Below are 15,701 nucleotides of genomic sequence, written 5' to 3'. Positions count from 1 at the left end.
AGCATTCAATGGACACAGGCAAACGCAGGCAGCTGCTGGCGGCCGGTGCCGCTGTCGGTCTGCTGGCCGGTGCGGTGGCGGTGGGTTCGCCTGCCTTCGCCGAGCCGGGTGACGAGGCCGGGGTGGAGGTGACCGTCGAGATCGAGGAGATCCGGGAACCGGGTGTCCTCGCCATGTCGGTCGCCGCCGACTCGGTGATGTTGTCGGAGGACGGGTCGACGCTGCTGGTCCGCCAGTTCACCGGCACCCTGCCGACGGTGACGGTCACCGACACCCGTACGCCGGACGAGGTGCCGGAGGGTGCGGCGTGGGCGGTGCTGGGTAGTGCGACCGATTTCGTCGGTGACGCCGAGCAGGCGCCGATCGGTGCCGGTCATCTGGGTTGGAAGCCGAAGCTGATCGATGGTGGGGACACCGGTCTGGTCAGTGAGGGTGAAGAGGTCGTGACGGTGTTGGACGAGCCGACGCAGCCGGGTAACAACGTGGGTCTGGTGGATCAGGAACTGCTGGTCTCGACCTTCGATTCGGGTGCGGTGACTCCTGGCGAGTACACCGTTGACGCGGATCTGTTCCTGCGGACTCCGGCGGATGTCGAGGCGGGTGCGTACACCTCGACGCTGACCCTGTCCCTGTTCGAGTGAGTCGGTGGGGGCCGCCGCCCGGCGGCCCCCATCCCGGCCGGATCCGGTCGCGGATCGGCGAAACCAACAGGGGCCCGATTACGTCAGATCGGGCATGACAACCTCACGCTACGGGCGACTGGCCGTTCTGCCCCTGCTGTTGCTGGCGTCGGCGGCCTGCGGCCAGCAGGCCGGCGCCGATGGCGCCGGGGACTCCGGCGCTCCCGAGAAGTCCTACTCCGCCGACACCGTGGTGTTCCGGATGGACCACGTCGGCGGGTTCACCACACCCGCCATGCTGGCGACCCGGCTACCCGCCGTCAGCGTCTACGGCGACGGGCGGGTGATCACCCAAGGGCCGGTCACCCTGGTCTACCCCGGCCCGGCCCTGCCCAATCTCCAGGTCGGCACCATCAGCACCGCCGAACTGGAGAACCTGATCAAGGCGGCCCGGGAGGCCGGCGTGGGCGGCGTGAGTGACCTGGGCAGCCCGCCGGTCAGCGACGTGCCCTCCACCCGGTTCACCGTCTTCGACGGCACCAGGACCGAGCAGGTGGAGGTCTACGCGCTCGAGGTGGGCGCGGACCCCGGCGCGGGTGCTGGCCAGGGCGTGACCGCCGACCAGCAGGCCGCCCGGGACAAGCTGCGCGCCTTCGCCGAATCCCTGACCGCGGAATCGGGCCCGCTGGGCAGGGCGACCACGGACACCCAGGCGTACGCGCCGACCGCCGTGGCCGCCGTCGCCGAGAACTACGTGACCAACTCCGAGATCGGCGACCAGCCCGAGGCAGCCTGGCCGGGCCCGGCGCTGCCCGGCACCGAACTGAGCAAGGACCTCGGCCTGGGCTGCGTCACCGCCACCGGCGACCAGGCCAAGCAGGTGCTGACCGCCGCGGCGAGCGCCAACTCGGCGACCCCCTGGGTCTCCGAGGGCAAGCAGTGGACCGTCCACCTGCGGCCGCTGCTGCCCGACGAGACCGACTGCGGCGACCTCGCCAGCAAGCGCTGACGCACGATCGGGCGGTCGGGCGCTGACCCGACCGCCCGAGCAGACCTCGACTAGGCTGCACCGCGATGAACCCGCCGTCGCGAATCCTGGTCTACGGGGTCCACGGATCCGGCAAGTCCACCCTCGCCCAGCTGCTCGCCGAGCGTCTCGGGCTGCCCTGGCACCCGGTCGACGACCTGCTCTGGGAACCGCGCTGGGTGGAAGTGCCGGTCGCCGTGCAACGCAGCCGGATCGAGGCGATCTGCCGGCGCGAACGCTGGATCCTCGACGGTGCCTACCACGGCTGGCGGGACGTGCCGCTGGCCCGCGCCGACCTGGTCATCGGCCTGGACTATCCGCGCGGGCTCTCCTTCCGGTGGCTGCTGCGGCGCACCAGGCGTCGCCTCTCCACCGGCGAGGTGATCTGCAACGGCAACCGTGAGTCGCTGAGCAGCGTGCTGTCCTGGGACTCCGTGCTGCGCTGGCACCTCACCGAGTACGGCAAGGAACGCCGACGGATGCGGGCCTGGCACCAGGACCGGTCCGGGCCGCCCGTGCTGCTGTTCGACACCCCGCAGGCCCTGGAACGCTGGCTCGCCGGCCTGCCCCGCTGAGCCGCGCGCCGCTCACAGCCCCTGTTCCCGAGCCACGCTGATCGCCTGCGCCCGATCGGCGACCTGGAGCTTGGCGAAGATGTTGGAGACGTGGTTGCGGACCGTCTTGGTGCTCAGCCCGAGTCGCGCCGCGATCTGCGGATTCGTCAGGTGTTGCGCGATCAGCGCCAGGATCTCCCGCTCCCGGGCGGTGAGTTCGGGAAAGGCCGGCTCGTTGCGGGCGAGCCCGGCGAAGTAGCCCATCAGGCGGGTGGCGATGGCGGGACCGAAGATGGCCTCGCCGTCGGCCACCACCCGTACCGAGCGAATGATCTCCTGCCGGCGGGCGCCCTTGAGCACGTAGCCGCGCGCCCCGGCCCGCAGCGCGGCGAACACCGAATCGTCGTCGTCGGCCATGGACAGGATCAACACCCGCACGTGCGGGCTCATCCGGACCAGCCGCTCGGTGGCCGCGATGCCGCCCATGCCGGGCATGGTCAGGTCGAGCAGCACCACGTCGGGCTGGAGCCGACCCGACACGGTCAGCGCCTCCTCGCCGCTGGCGGCCTCGCCACACACCTCGATGTCGGCGCTGGTGGCCAGCAACGCCCGCAGTCCCGCGCGGAACGTTGCGTGGTCGTCAACCAGCAGTACCCGGATCTGATCCATCGGTTCCCTTCGTGCCAATGAGCAGGGTCGCGGTCACCTGGGTACCGGCACCCGGCGTCGAGGTGACGACGCAGGAACCACCGAGTTCCTCGGCTCGTTCCCGCATCGAGTGCATGCCGACACCGTCCGGGCGGCCCGGCCGGCGACCCTGCCCGTCGTCGCGTACCTGAAGGTGCAGCATCGCGCCGTCGACCCGCAGCCGCAGTTCGACCTTGCTGGCCTGGGCGTGCCGGCGGGCGTTGTTCAGTGCCTCCACCGCGATCAGGTACGCGGCGACCTCGGCGGCGGCCGACAGCGCGGGCAGCGCCGCCGGGGCGTCGACGAGCACACGTGGCCCGTCGGCCGGCCCCGTCGCGATGTGCGACCGCAGCGCCGCGGCCAGGTCCATGGTGTCCAGCGCGGGTGGCCGCAGACCGTTGACCAGGCGTCGGACGTCGGCCACGGCGGTACGGGCGTCCACCACGATCTCCTCCAGCAGCCGCTGGGTCGCCTCACCCGGCCCGAGTTCCTGAGCCGCCTCGGCCCGCATGGTCAGCCCGGCCAGGGTCGGCCCGAGCCCGTCGTGCAGGTCCCGCCGCAACCGCCGACGCTCCTCCTCACGGGTCAGCACCAACTGTTCGCGAGATCGTTGCAGGTCGGCGGCGAGGGACTGGGCGCGGTCGAGTGCCCGGACCGCCTGCACCGCGACGCCGATGTGCCGGGCCAGGTCACGCAGCAGCCGCAACTCCCGGGCACCGAGCGTGCTCTCCCCGGCCCGGGGACCGAGCAGCAGGTGACCGACCGGTTCACCGGCGGCTAGCGGCAGCCGCACCGGCTCGGCGGGTGGGACACCCAGCCGGTACGACCAACCGTCCACGGTCGCGATCTCCACGTAGGACAGCTGCAGCGCCTCGCGTACGGTCGCGGTGCTGGTGGCGAGTACGGCGGCGGCGTCCTGGGTCTGTTCCAGCCGCTGCCCGAGCCGGGCCAGGACCGCGTACGGGTCGTCCCGTTCGCCGTACACCAGCAGGTTGACCCGCCGTTGCAGCCAGTGCCGCAGCGGGGCGACGAGCAGCGCGGCCACCGCCGCGCCGACGAACGAGACCGGCAGGCTGGCCGAGGTGTCGAAGCCGGCCCCGAGCAGGCCGACGATCAGCACGTACGTCCCCCCGACAGCGGTCGACAGGGCGAGGAACACGGCGGTCCGACTGATCAGCAGGTCGATGTCGAACAGCCGGTGCTGCTGGATGGCGATGCCGATCGCGATCGGGATCAGCGCACCGCTGACCCCACCGGCCAGATCCCAGAACACGCTGCCGTACGGGAACAGGCCGGGCCGCCCGTCGGTCAGCCCGGCCACCAGCCGGGCAGCCACCACCGCGACCGCGAGCGCCACCGCGTATCCGAGCCACTTGACCTGCTGGCGGCGCACTCCGCGGGCCCGGCGGGCCTGCCAGGCGAGGGTCGCGCCCGCCGCCAGGAAGACCAGCGCGCTGGCCAGCGTGGCCGCGCCGCCGGCCAGATCGGCGATCGGTTGCCAGCCCGCGATGCCCAGTGGGTTGACCGCGCCGACCGGCGCGACCTGTTCGTTGGCTCCGGGCCGTACCGCGCCGGTGACCATCGCCGCCGTGCCGGTGACCACCACCGCCCAGATCACCGGTCGCCACCCGGGCGACGGCGGCCGACCGTCGGGGAAGAACACCGGGGTCAGCGCCATGGCCGCGTTACCGGGCACCCAGAGCCAGTTCTGCGGCCAGGCCAGCGCGGCGGCCAGCGGCAGCGAGCCGGGGTCGACGACGAGCCCGTGCGCCGCGTACTGGCCGCAGGCTTCCTGCAAGGCGAAGCAGAAACCACTGGCGAGAGCCAGCCAGCCGATCGGGTGCTCCGGGCGACGCGCGGCGATCGTCGCGCCGACGACCGCGCTCGTCACCACCAGGAACAGGTGCGTGACGTCGTTGACTGCGGCGCGGTTGAGCACGGCCAGCGCCACCGCGCTGGCGGCCAGCAGCAACGTGGTGACGCACACCGGCCACGCCGCCCGGCCCGCCCAGCCGAGGCGGACGTCGCGGTCCGGGTGCGCCGGTGCGTCGGCCCGCTCACTGGCCGGGTGGTGGCTGATCATCGCGCCGCCGACACTAGACGCCCCGCCCGGCTCGGCGGATCGGACGACCGGCTCGGCACGTCGCACGTCACGCCGAGCCGGCCGCCGTGACCCCGGCAGTTCCACGGTCAGTCCCGTCCGGGCTCCGGACGTTGACCGAAGGCCAGCGCCAGCCCGGCCACGACCGTCCAGATTCCGGCGGGTACCAGCGCGATGTACTGCACCGGCGTCAGTTGGGTGGCGGCGATCAGCACGGCGATCACCACGCTGAAGACCGCGAACCAGCGGCTGACCGAGCCGTGTCGCAGCCCGCCGACCGCGACGGCGCCGGCGCTCAGCCCGATCCCGCCCCACAGCCAGGTCATGGTGGCGAAGATGGTCAACTGCGGGGCGATGACGTCGGGGTCGTACTGCTCGGCCGCGCCGAGGGCGAAGAACAGTTCCGTCGAGATGCCGCCGCCGACGAGCAGCCCGACCAGCACCAGCCCGACGCCGGTCGCGGCCAGCGCCGGCACCAGACTGTCGGCCGGCTCCTGTGCCGCCAGGTGCCGCCGTAGGCCGGCGGCGAAGATCGCCAGGCAGACGATGACGATCACGGTCACCACCTGGTGTGCCCAGACGTAGCCGGTGCGCTCGACCAGAGCGGCGACGTAGCCGGCGTTGTCGGCGCGGAACTGTTCGGCGGGCGCGGTCAGCGTGGCCGTGGCGAAGATGCCGACCAGACCGACCAGACCGCCGGTCGCGCCGGCGATCGCCCAGGCCCGTCTCGGGCGTACGGCCTGCGGTGGCACCTCGGTCGGGCCGGCGGGTGTCGTGGCGGGATACATGGGGTTACCTCCTCGGTCAGTGGACGATTCGGCACCGACCCTGCCGACCGTTGGACCCAGACCGCACGTGTCATCCGGTCCCGACCGACCGGGATCTCACCGGGACATCGCTGACCGACCGCTCGGCGTCGACCGCTATGCTGGGTGAGATTTCTTCTTGACTCATTCCAGAAAAGCGGCAAGACTGCACGGCATGCCGACGCCCGGGGATCTCGAACAGCTGCTGCGTGATGCGGCACTGCGCGTGACTCGTCCCCGCGTGGCGGTGCTGAACGCGGTGTACGCACAGCCGCACGCCGACACCGACTCGATCATCACAGCGGTACGTCGGGACCTGCCCGGCGTGTCCCACCAGGCCGTGTACGACGTACTCCGGGCGCTGACGGCGGCGGCCCTGGTGCGGCGTATCGAGCCACCCGGCTCGGTAGCCCGGTACGAGTCGCGGGTCGGTGACAACCATCACCACGCCGTGTGCCGGTCGTGTGGCCTGATCGCCGACGTGGACTGCGCCGTCGGTGCGGCACCCTGCCTCACCGCGTCCGACGACAACCGCTTCGCGGTCGACGAGGCCGAGGTCATCTACTGGGGCCTGTGCCCTGCCTGTTCGACCACCCAGAGTTCCTGAACCACCCGTTCCCGCAATCCTGGAAGGATCCCCGTGGCTGAGAAGCACGACGCAGTCGTAGGAGACATGCAATCGGAGGAGAGCGAGGGCCGCTGCCCGGTCGCGTCCGCGCGCGCCCCGCACCCCACCCAGGGCGGGGGCAACCGCGAGTGGTGGCCGAACCGGCTGAACCTGAAGATCCTCGCCAAGAACCCGCCCGTGGCCAACCCGCTCGGCGCTGAGTTCGACTACGCCGAGGCGTTCTCCAGCCTCGACCTGCCCGCCGTGAAGCGGGACATCGCCGAGGTGCTGACCACCTCGCAGGACTGGTGGCCGGCCGACTACGGCCACTACGGCCCGTTCATCATCCGGATGGCCTGGCACAGCGCTGGCACGTACCGCATCAGCGACGGCCGTGGCGGCGCCGGCGCCGGCCAGCAGCGCTTTGCCCCGCTGAACAGCTGGCCGGACAACGCGAACCTGGACAAGGCCCGTCGCCTGCTCTGGCCGGTCAAGAAGAAGTACGGCAAGAACCTCTCCTGGGCCGACCTGATGATCCTCGCCGGCAACGTGGCGCTGGAGTCGATGGGCTTCGAGACCTTCGGCTTCGCCGGTGGCCGGGCGGACGTCTGGGAGCCCGACGAGGACGTCTACTGGGGCCCCGAGTCCACCTGGCTCGGTGACGAGCGCTACACCGGTGACCGGGAGCTGGAGAACCCGCTCGCCGCGGTCCAGATGGGTCTCATCTACGTCAACCCGGAGGGCCCGCACGGCAGCGGGGACCCGCTCGCCGCGGCCCGTGACATCCGGGAGACGTTCCGCCGGATGGCGATGAACGACGAGGAGACCGTGGCGCTGATCGCCGGTGGGCACACCTTCGGCAAGACCCACGGTGCCGCCGACCCGAACAAGTACGTCGGCCCCGAGCCCGAGGGCGCCTCGCTGGAGGAGCAGGGCCTGGGCTGGCGCAACACCTTCGGCACCGGCAACGGTGGCGACACCATCACCAGCGGCCTCGAAGGCGCCTGGACGAACACCCCGATCGCCTGGGACAACAGCTTCTTCGAGATCCTCTTCGGCTACGAGTGGGAGCAGACCCGTAGCCCTGCCGGAGCGATCCAGTGGAAGCCGAAGGACGGCGCCGGTGCCGGCACCGTCCCCGACGCCCACGACCCGACGCGCAGCCACGCCCCCACGATGCTGACCACCGACCTCTCGCTGCGGGTGGACCCGGTCTACGAGCAGATCTCGCGGCGGTTCCTGGACAACCCGGCCGAGTTCGCCGACGCCTTCGCCCGGGCCTGGTTCAAGCTGACCCACCGTGACATGGGCCCGATCCAGCGCTACCTCGGCCCGGAGGTCCCCAGCGAGACGCTGATCTGGCAGGACCCGCTGCCGCCGGTGACCCACGAACTGGTCGACGCCGAGGACGTCGCCGCGCTCAAGCGGCAGATCCTCGACTCCGGGCTGTCCGTGGCCCAGCTGGTCTCCACCGCCTGGGCGTCGGCGTCGACGTTCCGGGGCAGCGACAAGCGGGGCGGCGCCAACGGCGCTCGGATCCGCCTCGAACCGCAGAACGGCTGGGAGGTCAACAACCCCGACGAGCTGGCTCAGGTGCTGCGTACCCTGGAGGGCATCCAGGCGTCGTTCAACGCCGCCCAGACCGGCGGTAAGCAGGTCTCGCTGGCCGACCTGATCGTGCTGGCCGGCTCGGCCGCCGTCGAGCAGGCCGCCCGCAACGCCGGGGTCGACGTCGAGGTGCCGTTCACCGCGGGCCGTACCGACGCCTCGCAGGAGCAGACCGATGTGGAGTCCTTCGCGGCGATGGAGCCCACCGCCGACGGGTTCCGCAACTACCTCGGCAAGGGCAACCGCCTGCCGGCCGAGTTCCTCCTGATCGACAAGGCCAACCTGCTGACCCTCAGCGCGCCCGAGTTGACGGTGCTGGTCGGCGGCCTGCGGGTGCTCGGCGCGACGTACCAGCAGTCGCAGCTCGGTGTCTTCACCGCGACCCCCGGGGTCCTGACCAACGACTTCTTCGTCAACCTGCTCGACCTGGGTACGGCGTGGAAGGCGACCGCCGAGGACGCGAACACCTTCGAGGGCCGGGACGCCACCGGTGAGGTCCGCTGGACCGGCAGCCGCGCCGACCTGGTCTTCGGCTCGAACTCGGAGCTGCGTGCGCTGGCCGAGGTGTACGCCAGCGACGACGCCCGGGAGAAGTTCGTGCACGACTTCGTCGCCGCCTGGGCCAAGGTGATGGAGCTGGACCGCTTCGACCTCGCCTGATCCACCCTCGACGCCCAGGTCGGCCCGTCCCCGGGCCGCCCTGGGCGTCGCTGTCTGGTCGAAAGCGCTGTCTGGTCGGGAGCGGTCGGTCGGGAGGCTCGGGGACGGTCGCGTCAGCCGAGCGTGGTCGGGGTGGCCAGCTCGGGCAGGGGCTCCAGCCAGGCCAGGTGGCCGTCGGCCACGGCGATGGTCCGGCTGCCCGTGGCGTCGGTGGCGGTCAGCCCGATGCCGGGTCGCCCGGACGGGGCGATGCGCTGGTCGTCTTCGAGCGCGAGGTGCAGCACCGGCCCGTCCGCCGCGAAGGCGGCCATCGCCGCGTCGAACGCCGGCCGCCGGTCGACGGGCACATGGATCCGGGTCGCGGTGTGTACCACCAGACGTGGCAGCCCGGCTGGGAGAGCCGCCGCGGCCTCGGCGCCGATGTCGGCGACGTCGCCGCGCAGCACCCTCGGTGGATCGTCCGCCGCCACCCGCATCGCCGCTGCCAACAGGGCCGCCTGATGCGAGTTCTCCGGCCACACCAACGCGCGAAGCCAGGCCCGGTCGTCGGCGTCGGCGAGGTCGGGCGGATCGAGGTCGACGCCCACGGCGTCGGCGATGACCGGCAGTCGGGCGAGGTCGGGCAGTAGCCGAGCGTCCGGCACGTCGACACGGATGTGCACGCCCGAGGTGGGATCACCGATGGTGCTGCCGCCCACGGTGTAGGCGTACCGGTCGGCGCGCAGGTTCAGACCCGCACTGCACCCCACCTCGACGACGCAGACCGGCGCCGCCGTGGCCTCGCGCAACAGCGCCAGCCCCAGCCGGGTCGCCAGGGACCGCTGCACATGGTTGGTCTGCACCAGCCGGGTGGCCAGGATCGCCGAGATCCTGTCGGCATGTGCGAGGCAGAACCGGGTGAAGGCCCGCCCGGCGTCCGCGTCGACCGGCCGGGCCCGCGCACCGGCGACCGACGGATAGTACGCGGCGAGCGGATCGGTCACGCCGCCCAACAGCAGATAATGCACGGCACCGAAGAGCGCGAACGTCGGCTGCTGACCCGGCCGCGTACGCGACGCCAACTCGACCAACGCCGGCTCGTTTGCCACCACGGCGAGCAGATGCCGGTACAGCGGCGAACTGTCGAATCCACGCGCCGCCCGAAAAGCCTCCGCCGTCCCCACATCCCCCATTCCCCCGACTCTATCCGGCCACCACAGCTGGACCTTGGTACGAAATTGCCCTTCCGGGGGCGCTTTCGTACCAAGATCTAGCTGCGCCGAAACAGGGCGGGCCGGGCTAGCCGGCTGCCGCATGCAGTGGACGCCATGCGGCGATGGTGACGACGGTCATTGCCGCTGCGGCGATCCAGAACGGCGTGGTGATCTCCCATGTGCTGGCGATCAGGCCACCGAGCAGGGATCCGATCGCAGCGCCGCCCAGATCCAGTAGGGCGTAAGTGCTGCCTACCCGGCCGCGTAGCGCTGCCGGCACCAGCCGCTGACGGATCGATGCGACGGTGATGCCCCAGACCATGCCGTGCAGGCTGAACACGATCAGGACGAGCGCCGCCACCCAGGGTGTGGTGGTGATCGCCAGGACCAGATGGGTGGCCAGCTCGATGATCAGCCCCGTGCGCAGCAGCGTCGGATTGCCGAAGCGCCGACCGAGTCGTGCCGCGAGGGCGGTGCCGGCCAGGCCACCTACCGCGAATACGGTGAGCAGGAAGCCGTAACCCAGGTCGGACAGGCCGAGTCGCTGCCGGCAGTAGAGCACGAAGACAGCGAACGCGGCGCAGAAGGCCACGTTGGCCAGCCCCATGCTGACGGCGAGGGTACGCAGCAGACGCTGCCGCCACAGCCACCGTACGCCCTCGGCGACCTCGCCCCACAGCCCTCGGCGCACCGGATCCGACGCGGCCGCAGTCCGGCCATGAGCGCGGCCGACATGGCGAAGGTCAGAGCGTTGAGGCCGAACGGTGCGGCAGCGCTGATGACGAACAGCCAGGCACCCAGCGGCTTGGCGGCGAGCTGGTTGCCGATGGCGAAGGTGGCGTGCAGCCTCGCGTTGGCCTCGGGCAGTCGGTCGGCCGGAGCCACCGATGGCAGCAGGGCACCCATCGCCGTATCGGCGAGGGTTTCCCCGGTACCGAGCAGGAAGACCACCGCATAGATGACGCTCACGGTGGCGGATTCGGTGGCGACGGCGACCGCCAGACCGGCCAGGGCGACAGCCCGGACCATGTTGACCGCCACCACCAGACGGCGCCGGTCGAACCGGTCCACGTAGGCACCACTGATCAGGGCGAACAGCAGCCAGGGCAGTTGCTGGGCGAAGACCGCGCCGGCGATCAGGGCCGGATTCTCGGTGACGGAAGCCACCAGGAGTGGGCCGGCCGCCATGGTGACACCGTCGCCGATGTTGGACACCGCCGAAGCGGTCCAGAGTTTGGTGAAGTCCGCGCCGAGACGCGCGGATGACAGGGCACGCAAAAGGGCTCCTCGAACCAGGAAGGGAAACGGTCTTCGGGGACCGCTCCGAGGCGAGGAGCACCCGCACCGCCGGAACACCCGGCGGTGGGCAGGTCAGCGCCCGGCGTGCTCTCGCGGCGAAGCGGGGACCGTCACCAGGTCGAGGTACATCAGCTCTCCCATCCGTGGCGCGATGATGTCGGAAGCGTACGGCGTCGTCCACGGGCGGTGGGGCCCGTGGACGACGCCGCCTCGTCGGTGTCTAGAGGTTGCGCTTGTTGAGCAGTCGGTTGGGGGTGCCGGAGAGGCTGCCACCCACCACGCCGGTGGTGGCGTTGTTGACGATCCAGTTGTGCACGGTGGCCTGGCTGGCGTCGCCGTTCGTCGCCTTGTAGAGGGCGGCGACACCGGCGGCGTGCGGGGTGGCCATCGAGGTGCCGTTCAGGCTGGAGGTGGTGGAGGTGGGGTACGTCGAGACGATCGCCGAGCCGGGGGCGTAGATGTCGACGCACGAGCCGGTGGAGGAGTAGCTGGCGCGGGCGTCGGTGTTGGTGGTGGCGGCGACCACCAGCGCGGCGGTGAGGTTGCGGGGCAGCCGGTCGCACGAGTTGCCGCCGGTGTTGCCGGCCGAGGCGGCGAGGAAGACGCCGCTGTTCATCATGTTGGTCAGCGCGGTGGCCAGGGTGGCGCTGTAGGTGTAGTTCCAGGAGGCGTTCGCCACGGCCGGCTTGTTGGCGTTGCGGGTCACCCAGTCGACCGCACCGACGGCGGCGGACAGGGTGCCGCCACCGCCGCAGTTCAGCCACTTCACGCCGTACAGTCGGACGTTCTTGGCCACGCCGTGGTTGGTGCCGCCGATGGTGCCGGCCACGTGCGTGCCGTGGCCGTTGCAGTCGGTGTTGTTGTTGTCGATCGAGTTGTACGCGAACGTGGCCCGCCCACCGAAGTCCGGGTGGTTGGCCTGGATGCCGCTGTCGATGACGTAGGCGTGCACCCCGCTGCCCGTCGAGGTGTAGGTGTAGCTGCGCGACAGCGGCAGGCTGGTCTGGTCGATGCGGTCCAGGCCCCAGGAGGGCGGATTGTTCTGGGTCGCGTCGACCACGTCGTACTGGATGACGTCGCGTTCGATGCTCAGCACGTTGGCGTTGCGCGACAGTTCGGCGACCTGCGCGGCGGTGAGCTTGGCCGCGAAGCCGTTGACCGCCCGGCTGAAGTAGGCGGTGGGGGTGGTGCGCAACGCCCGGCCCGGTGCGGTCGCGTCGGTGCCCGGCTTCATGGTGACGACGTACGCCCCGGGGATGACCGTGACGTCGCCGGCCGCCTGCGGGGTGGTGATCGGCACGGCGGTGGCCCGGTAGGGGCCACCTGCGGCCATCGCTGGCTGCGGCAAAGTGAGCAGGGCGGCGACGACGGTGGTCGCGGTGATGCCGGCGGCGGCCGCGACGCGGCGCAGGCGCAGTGGACGTGCTTGTGACACGAAGCCTCCTCGGGGCAGACCATCCGATGTGGAAGGTCGCTGACGCTGAGAGGAGGTTATATAGACGTGCGCCGACATATAAGCCGACGGATGTTACGGATTGATGTCACCTCGCCGCAGGCAGGTGTCACAGCGCCTTGCTCGGCACGCCCGGCTCGTCGGCGAGTCGGGACGCCTGCCGGCTGAGGGTGTCGACCTGCTCGTGCAGCCGGCGTACGGCGCTCTCGTCGTCCGCCCGCACCGCCGTGACCTCGTCGAGCAGTCGGGTGTAGTCACTGGCCAGCCGCAGGTACGCCGGCTTTGCCTTGCTGCGACGGCCTCCGAGCTGCTGATCCAGGTCGACGATCTGCTGGGCGAGCGCGGCCGTGGCCGCGGTGAGGTCCGCACGCCCGTCGGCGTACCCGGCGCGGCGGGCCTGCCGGGCATGGGCGAGCCGGCCGGCCCGCCGCCCGATCAGCCAGAGCCCCGCCGCGCCGGCGACGACACCACCGGCCGCCGCGCCCGCCAGCAGGTAGCGGGGCAGCGACGGGCTGATCGTGCGCGCCCCGTCGGGTACGGTGCCGGCCCGCACCAGCAGGTCGTAGTTGAGGGTGACCACCTTCAACGCCTCCAGCGGCTGATCGACGAAGGCGTCGATGCCCCGGTTGATCGTCGTCTCCATCACGATCGCCCGACCGAAGTCCCGGTTGCCGCGCTGGGGAAAGCGGGAACAACCGTAGGTGTCCCACTCCTGCCCGGTCTGGCTGACGACCAGCACGAGGGTGCCCGACGCGGCCCGCTCGGTCTGCTTGCAGGCGGCCCGCAGGTCGTCGCCGGGCGCCATCAGCAGGACGACCAGCCGACGGTTGCCGATGATCCGCTCGGCGGCGGGCCGATCCAGGTCGACCCCCGGCGCGACGTACACCGACGACGCGCGGACCTCCCGGGCGATCGGGCCGTCGAGGACCCCACCGGACCACAACGCCCATCCGGCCAGCACCAGGGTGGCCAGCACGGCGCCGCCGAAGGTGGTACCGAACAGGCCACCGAGCAGGCGGCGGATCGTGACGGTCACGACAACCTTCCCTGGAGATAGCTGGCCGGCCGGTAACTGGCGATGCCCACCATCCGGGCGGTCTCGTCCAGCTCGGCCGTCGCCTCGTCGAGCAACTCCCACACGTGCCGGGCGGGCAGCCCGTCGTCCAGCGCCGAGCGGGCGGCCTGCAGCTTGCCGATGCCCCGGGTCAGGGCGGGATTGCTGCGGGCGTCGGTCAGCAGCGACACCTCGACGGCGAGCGCGGTGAGCCCGGCCAGCCGGGCCGCCCCGGCACCGTGACGGGCCCGACCCGCAGCGCCCAGCACACCCGAGCGGCGCAGCGAGCGGGCCGACAACACCAGGAAGCCGGCCACACAGCCGGTGAAGATCCAGGGCAGCGCCGGCAACGCCACCCGCAGCGGATCCAGCGGCCGGTACGGCAGCGGTCGGTCGAACAGGCCCGCGTACCGGACGTCGGTGACCTTGCCCAGGTACGCGCCGAGCACGTTGCGCTGGGGGTAGTCGTACCGGCTGAGCCGGCTGCCGGCCTGGGCGTAGAAGCTCACCGCGGCCAGGTCGGCGAACTCGGCCGCCGCCGGACCGTGGTACTCGATCCATCCGCCGTACATCACCACGATCGGCTGATCCGGGGCGAGCCGGCTCAACGCCGGACCGTACGCCGGCAGCGGCTCGCCGTACGGCTGGGCGGGCAGGGCCACATACCACGCCCCGTCCGGGAAGGCGGTCCGCGCGACCTGCTCGGGCACCCCGTCGAGGGTGGCGCCCCGGCCGACGTGGGACCCGCCGGTGCGCAGGTCGGCCAGGACGGTTGCCAACTCCCGTTCGGACGGTTCGCGCCACCGCACCTCGCCGCGCTCCGTCGGGGCCGGCGCCTTGCGCAGTCTGGCGATGAGCGCGGCCAACTGGTTGGTCACGTCATGGGTGGCGAACTGGGCCCGCCACCCGGCCAGCGTGTCCGGGGTGGCCACCAGGCCACCGCCGCTGACCTGCGTGCCGATCACCCGTACGGTGGCGTTCTCCACCTCCCGCACCCGCTCGTGTTCGGCCTCGTCGAGGCCGGGCGGCGCGACCAGGATCCGGATGTCGGCGTCGCCGATCGCCTCGCGTACCCGCTGCTCGTCCCAGTGGGCGACGGCACCGGGCAGCCGCACCACCGAGTCGGCGGCCACCAGCGTGGTCATCTCCTGTGTCGACGGCACGGTGGCGTCGCTCAACTCACCGGCCGCGCCCTCTTCGATGCGCACCGACGACGACGGCGACTGGCCGTAGCTGACCTCGATGCTCTGCCGCTGGGCCAGCACGAACACCACCAGGACGAGCACCGCGACGACGAGCAGCACCCACCGCAGCAGGTGCAGCTGTCGGGACCACCGCACCCTCACGACTGCGCCCGCCACAACCGGTCGGCCTGCCGGGCGTGCTCGGTCGCGGCCTGCGCCGCCGCCGTACCGCCATGTTCAGCGGCGAGCAGTTCGGCGCGGGCGAGCAGCCGGTCGGCCTCGGGCAGCCGTACGGCCGCCGCGTCCCGGCTGACCGTGGCGCTGTCGATCGCGGCCCGCGCCCTCGACCAGGCCACCCGGGTCGCTCGGGTGCGGGTACGCAGGCGGGGCAGCAGGGTGGTGACGATCCCGGCGGCCAGCAGCAACACGCCACCGACCAACCAGATCAGCAGGGATGGTGACATGTGCTCCCACCGTCCGAGGGGTTCCGGTACGGGTACCTGTCTAGCCCAACCGCGCCAACCCGGCCACGCCAGCCCCCGCCCGACGGGGCGCAACGTCGAGTGGCCCGGCGCCGAGGCGTCGTAGCGTGCCCCCATGTCGGACATCGTCGAGTTGCTGGCCTCGCCTGCGCACCGGTGGGGTGCTGCGGGTCAACCCGGTCGACGTGCAGATCGAACGCGCCTAGCTTGTCCCATCGGTCCGGGTCCCGTCCGCCGTGCGGCTCTGGCAGCATGGCCGCGTGCTGATCTACAAGATCCTGCTGCCCGGCGAGTGGGCGCAGTTCCAGGCCGCCGGCCGGTTCGACGGTTCGCCGTTCGATCGGGACAGCGGTCTCATCCACTGCG

Annotated in this window: 13 protein-coding genes and 1 pseudogene; 5 read left to right on the top strand and 9 right to left on the bottom strand. The window is 71.6% G+C overall.

Annotated elements, in window-relative coordinates; all coding sequences use genetic code 11:
* Positions 1-8 precede the first annotated feature (8 nt).
* The 3 genes from AB0M35_RS11555 (at position 9) to AB0M35_RS11545 (ending at position 2,222) form a co-directional block, all read left to right on the top strand.
* On the top strand, positions 9-641 hold the full coding sequence (locus AB0M35_RS11555) for a hypothetical protein (RefSeq protein ID WP_363744210.1): 633 nt from the start codon (positions 9-11) through the stop codon (positions 639-641).
* Between the two features lie 94 nt (positions 642-735).
* Positions 736-1,629, top strand: a complete 894-nt coding sequence (locus AB0M35_RS11550) for a hypothetical protein (protein WP_363744209.1) — start codon at positions 736-738, stop codon at positions 1,627-1,629.
* A gap of 65 nt (positions 1,630-1,694) precedes the next feature.
* Positions 1,695-2,222: an AAA family ATPase gene (locus tag AB0M35_RS11545; RefSeq protein WP_363744207.1), complete on the top strand. Its 528-nt coding sequence runs from the start codon at positions 1,695-1,697 to the stop codon at positions 2,220-2,222.
* 12 nt (positions 2,223-2,234) lie between these two features.
* On the opposite strand, the gene AB0M35_RS11540 is transcribed toward AB0M35_RS11545, so the two are convergent.
* From AB0M35_RS11540 to AB0M35_RS11530, 3 genes are all read right to left on the bottom strand, one after another.
* Positions 2,235-2,870: a response regulator transcription factor gene (locus AB0M35_RS11540; RefSeq protein ID WP_363744205.1), complete on the bottom strand. Its 636-nt coding sequence runs from the start codon at positions 2,868-2,870 to the stop codon at positions 2,235-2,237.
* Positions 2,842-4,971: a sensor histidine kinase gene (locus AB0M35_RS11535; RefSeq protein WP_363744203.1), complete on the bottom strand. Its 2,130-nt coding sequence runs from the start codon at positions 4,969-4,971 to the stop codon at positions 2,842-2,844. Before AB0M35_RS11535 ends, AB0M35_RS11540 begins: the two co-directional genes overlap by 29 nt.
* Positions 4,972-5,078: 107 nt before the next feature.
* Positions 5,079-5,777, bottom strand: coding sequence for a hypothetical protein (locus tag AB0M35_RS11530; protein ID WP_363744201.1), 699 nt, complete (start codon positions 5,775-5,777; stop codon positions 5,079-5,081).
* Positions 5,778-5,970: 193 nt separating this feature from the next.
* Between AB0M35_RS11530 and AB0M35_RS11525 the strand changes: the two genes are divergently transcribed.
* Positions 5,971-6,402 carry a Fur family transcriptional regulator gene (locus AB0M35_RS11525; RefSeq protein WP_363744199.1) on the top strand — a complete coding sequence of 144 codons (432 nt, stop codon included), beginning with the start codon at positions 5,971-5,973 and terminating at the stop codon, positions 6,400-6,402.
* Between the two features lie 66 nt (positions 6,403-6,468).
* A complete protein-coding gene (katG, locus tag AB0M35_RS11520) occupies positions 6,469-8,670 on the top strand; it encodes a catalase/peroxidase HPI (RefSeq protein ID WP_363744501.1) in 2,202 nt (733 codons plus the stop codon).
* A gap of 113 nt (positions 8,671-8,783) precedes the next feature.
* Here katG and AB0M35_RS11515 read toward each other — a convergent pair whose 3' ends face one another.
* From AB0M35_RS11515 to AB0M35_RS11490, 6 genes and pseudogenes are all read right to left on the bottom strand, one after another.
* Positions 8,784-9,842 (bottom strand): DUF2332 domain-containing protein, encoded by a 1,059-nt coding sequence (locus AB0M35_RS11515; protein ID WP_363744197.1) that lies wholly within the window; start codon positions 9,840-9,842, stop codon positions 8,784-8,786.
* Positions 9,843-9,948: 106 nt separating this feature from the next.
* Positions 9,949-11,141: pseudogene (locus tag AB0M35_RS11510) on the bottom strand (MFS transporter).
* Between the two features lie 241 nt (positions 11,142-11,382).
* On the bottom strand, positions 11,383-12,597 hold the full coding sequence (locus AB0M35_RS11505; RefSeq protein ID WP_363744195.1) for a S8 family peptidase: 1,215 nt from the start codon (positions 12,595-12,597) through the stop codon (positions 11,383-11,385).
* A gap of 127 nt (positions 12,598-12,724) precedes the next feature.
* The gene (locus tag AB0M35_RS11500) at positions 12,725-13,651 is read right to left on the bottom strand and encodes a hypothetical protein (RefSeq protein WP_363744194.1); all 927 of its coding nucleotides are present in this window, start codon (positions 13,649-13,651) and stop codon (positions 12,725-12,727) included.
* Entirely contained in the window at positions 13,648-15,015 is a 1,368-nt protein-coding gene (locus AB0M35_RS11495; protein ID WP_363744192.1) for a hypothetical protein, read from the bottom strand. The genes AB0M35_RS11500 and AB0M35_RS11495 overlap by 4 nt, the downstream gene beginning before the upstream one ends.
* Positions 15,012-15,317, bottom strand: coding sequence for a DUF6403 family protein (locus tag AB0M35_RS11490; RefSeq protein ID WP_363744190.1), 306 nt, complete (start codon positions 15,315-15,317; stop codon positions 15,012-15,014). Before AB0M35_RS11490 ends, AB0M35_RS11495 begins: the two co-directional genes overlap by 4 nt.
* Positions 15,318-15,701 lie beyond the last annotated feature (384 nt).

The organism is Micromonospora sp. NPDC051196 (genome assembly GCF_040682415.1).
Taxonomy (GTDB): domain Bacteria; phylum Actinomycetota; class Actinomycetes; order Mycobacteriales; family Micromonosporaceae; genus Micromonospora.
Note: the sequence above shows the minus strand (reverse complement) of the source record. Positions and strands in the feature narration are given on the sequence as shown.

Coding starts and splice junctions, on each gene's coding strand:
- AB0M35_RS11515 (WP_363744197.1), bottom strand. CDS start 9,842: ATGGGGGATGTGGGGACGGCGGAGGCTTTTCGGGCGGCGCGTGGATTC.
- katG (WP_363744501.1), top strand. CDS start 6,469: ATGCAATCGGAGGAGAGCGAGGGCCGCTGCCCGGTCGCGTCCGCGCGC.
- AB0M35_RS11540 (WP_363744205.1), bottom strand. CDS start 2,870: ATGGATCAGATCCGGGTACTGCTGGTTGACGACCACGCAACGTTCCGC.
- AB0M35_RS11535 (WP_363744203.1), bottom strand. CDS start 4,971: ATGATCAGCCACCACCCGGCCAGTGAGCGGGCCGACGCACCGGCGCAC.
- AB0M35_RS11545 (WP_363744207.1), top strand. CDS start 1,695: ATGAACCCGCCGTCGCGAATCCTGGTCTACGGGGTCCACGGATCCGGC.
- AB0M35_RS11530 (WP_363744201.1), bottom strand. CDS start 5,777: ATGTATCCCGCCACGACACCCGCCGGCCCGACCGAGGTGCCACCGCAG.
- AB0M35_RS11550 (WP_363744209.1), top strand. CDS start 736: ATGACAACCTCACGCTACGGGCGACTGGCCGTTCTGCCCCTGCTGTTG.
- AB0M35_RS11490 (WP_363744190.1), bottom strand. CDS start 15,317: ATGTCACCATCCCTGCTGATCTGGTTGGTCGGTGGCGTGTTGCTGCTG.
- AB0M35_RS11555 (WP_363744210.1), top strand. CDS start 9: ATGGACACAGGCAAACGCAGGCAGCTGCTGGCGGCCGGTGCCGCTGTC.
- AB0M35_RS11525 (WP_363744199.1), top strand. CDS start 5,971: ATGCCGACGCCCGGGGATCTCGAACAGCTGCTGCGTGATGCGGCACTG.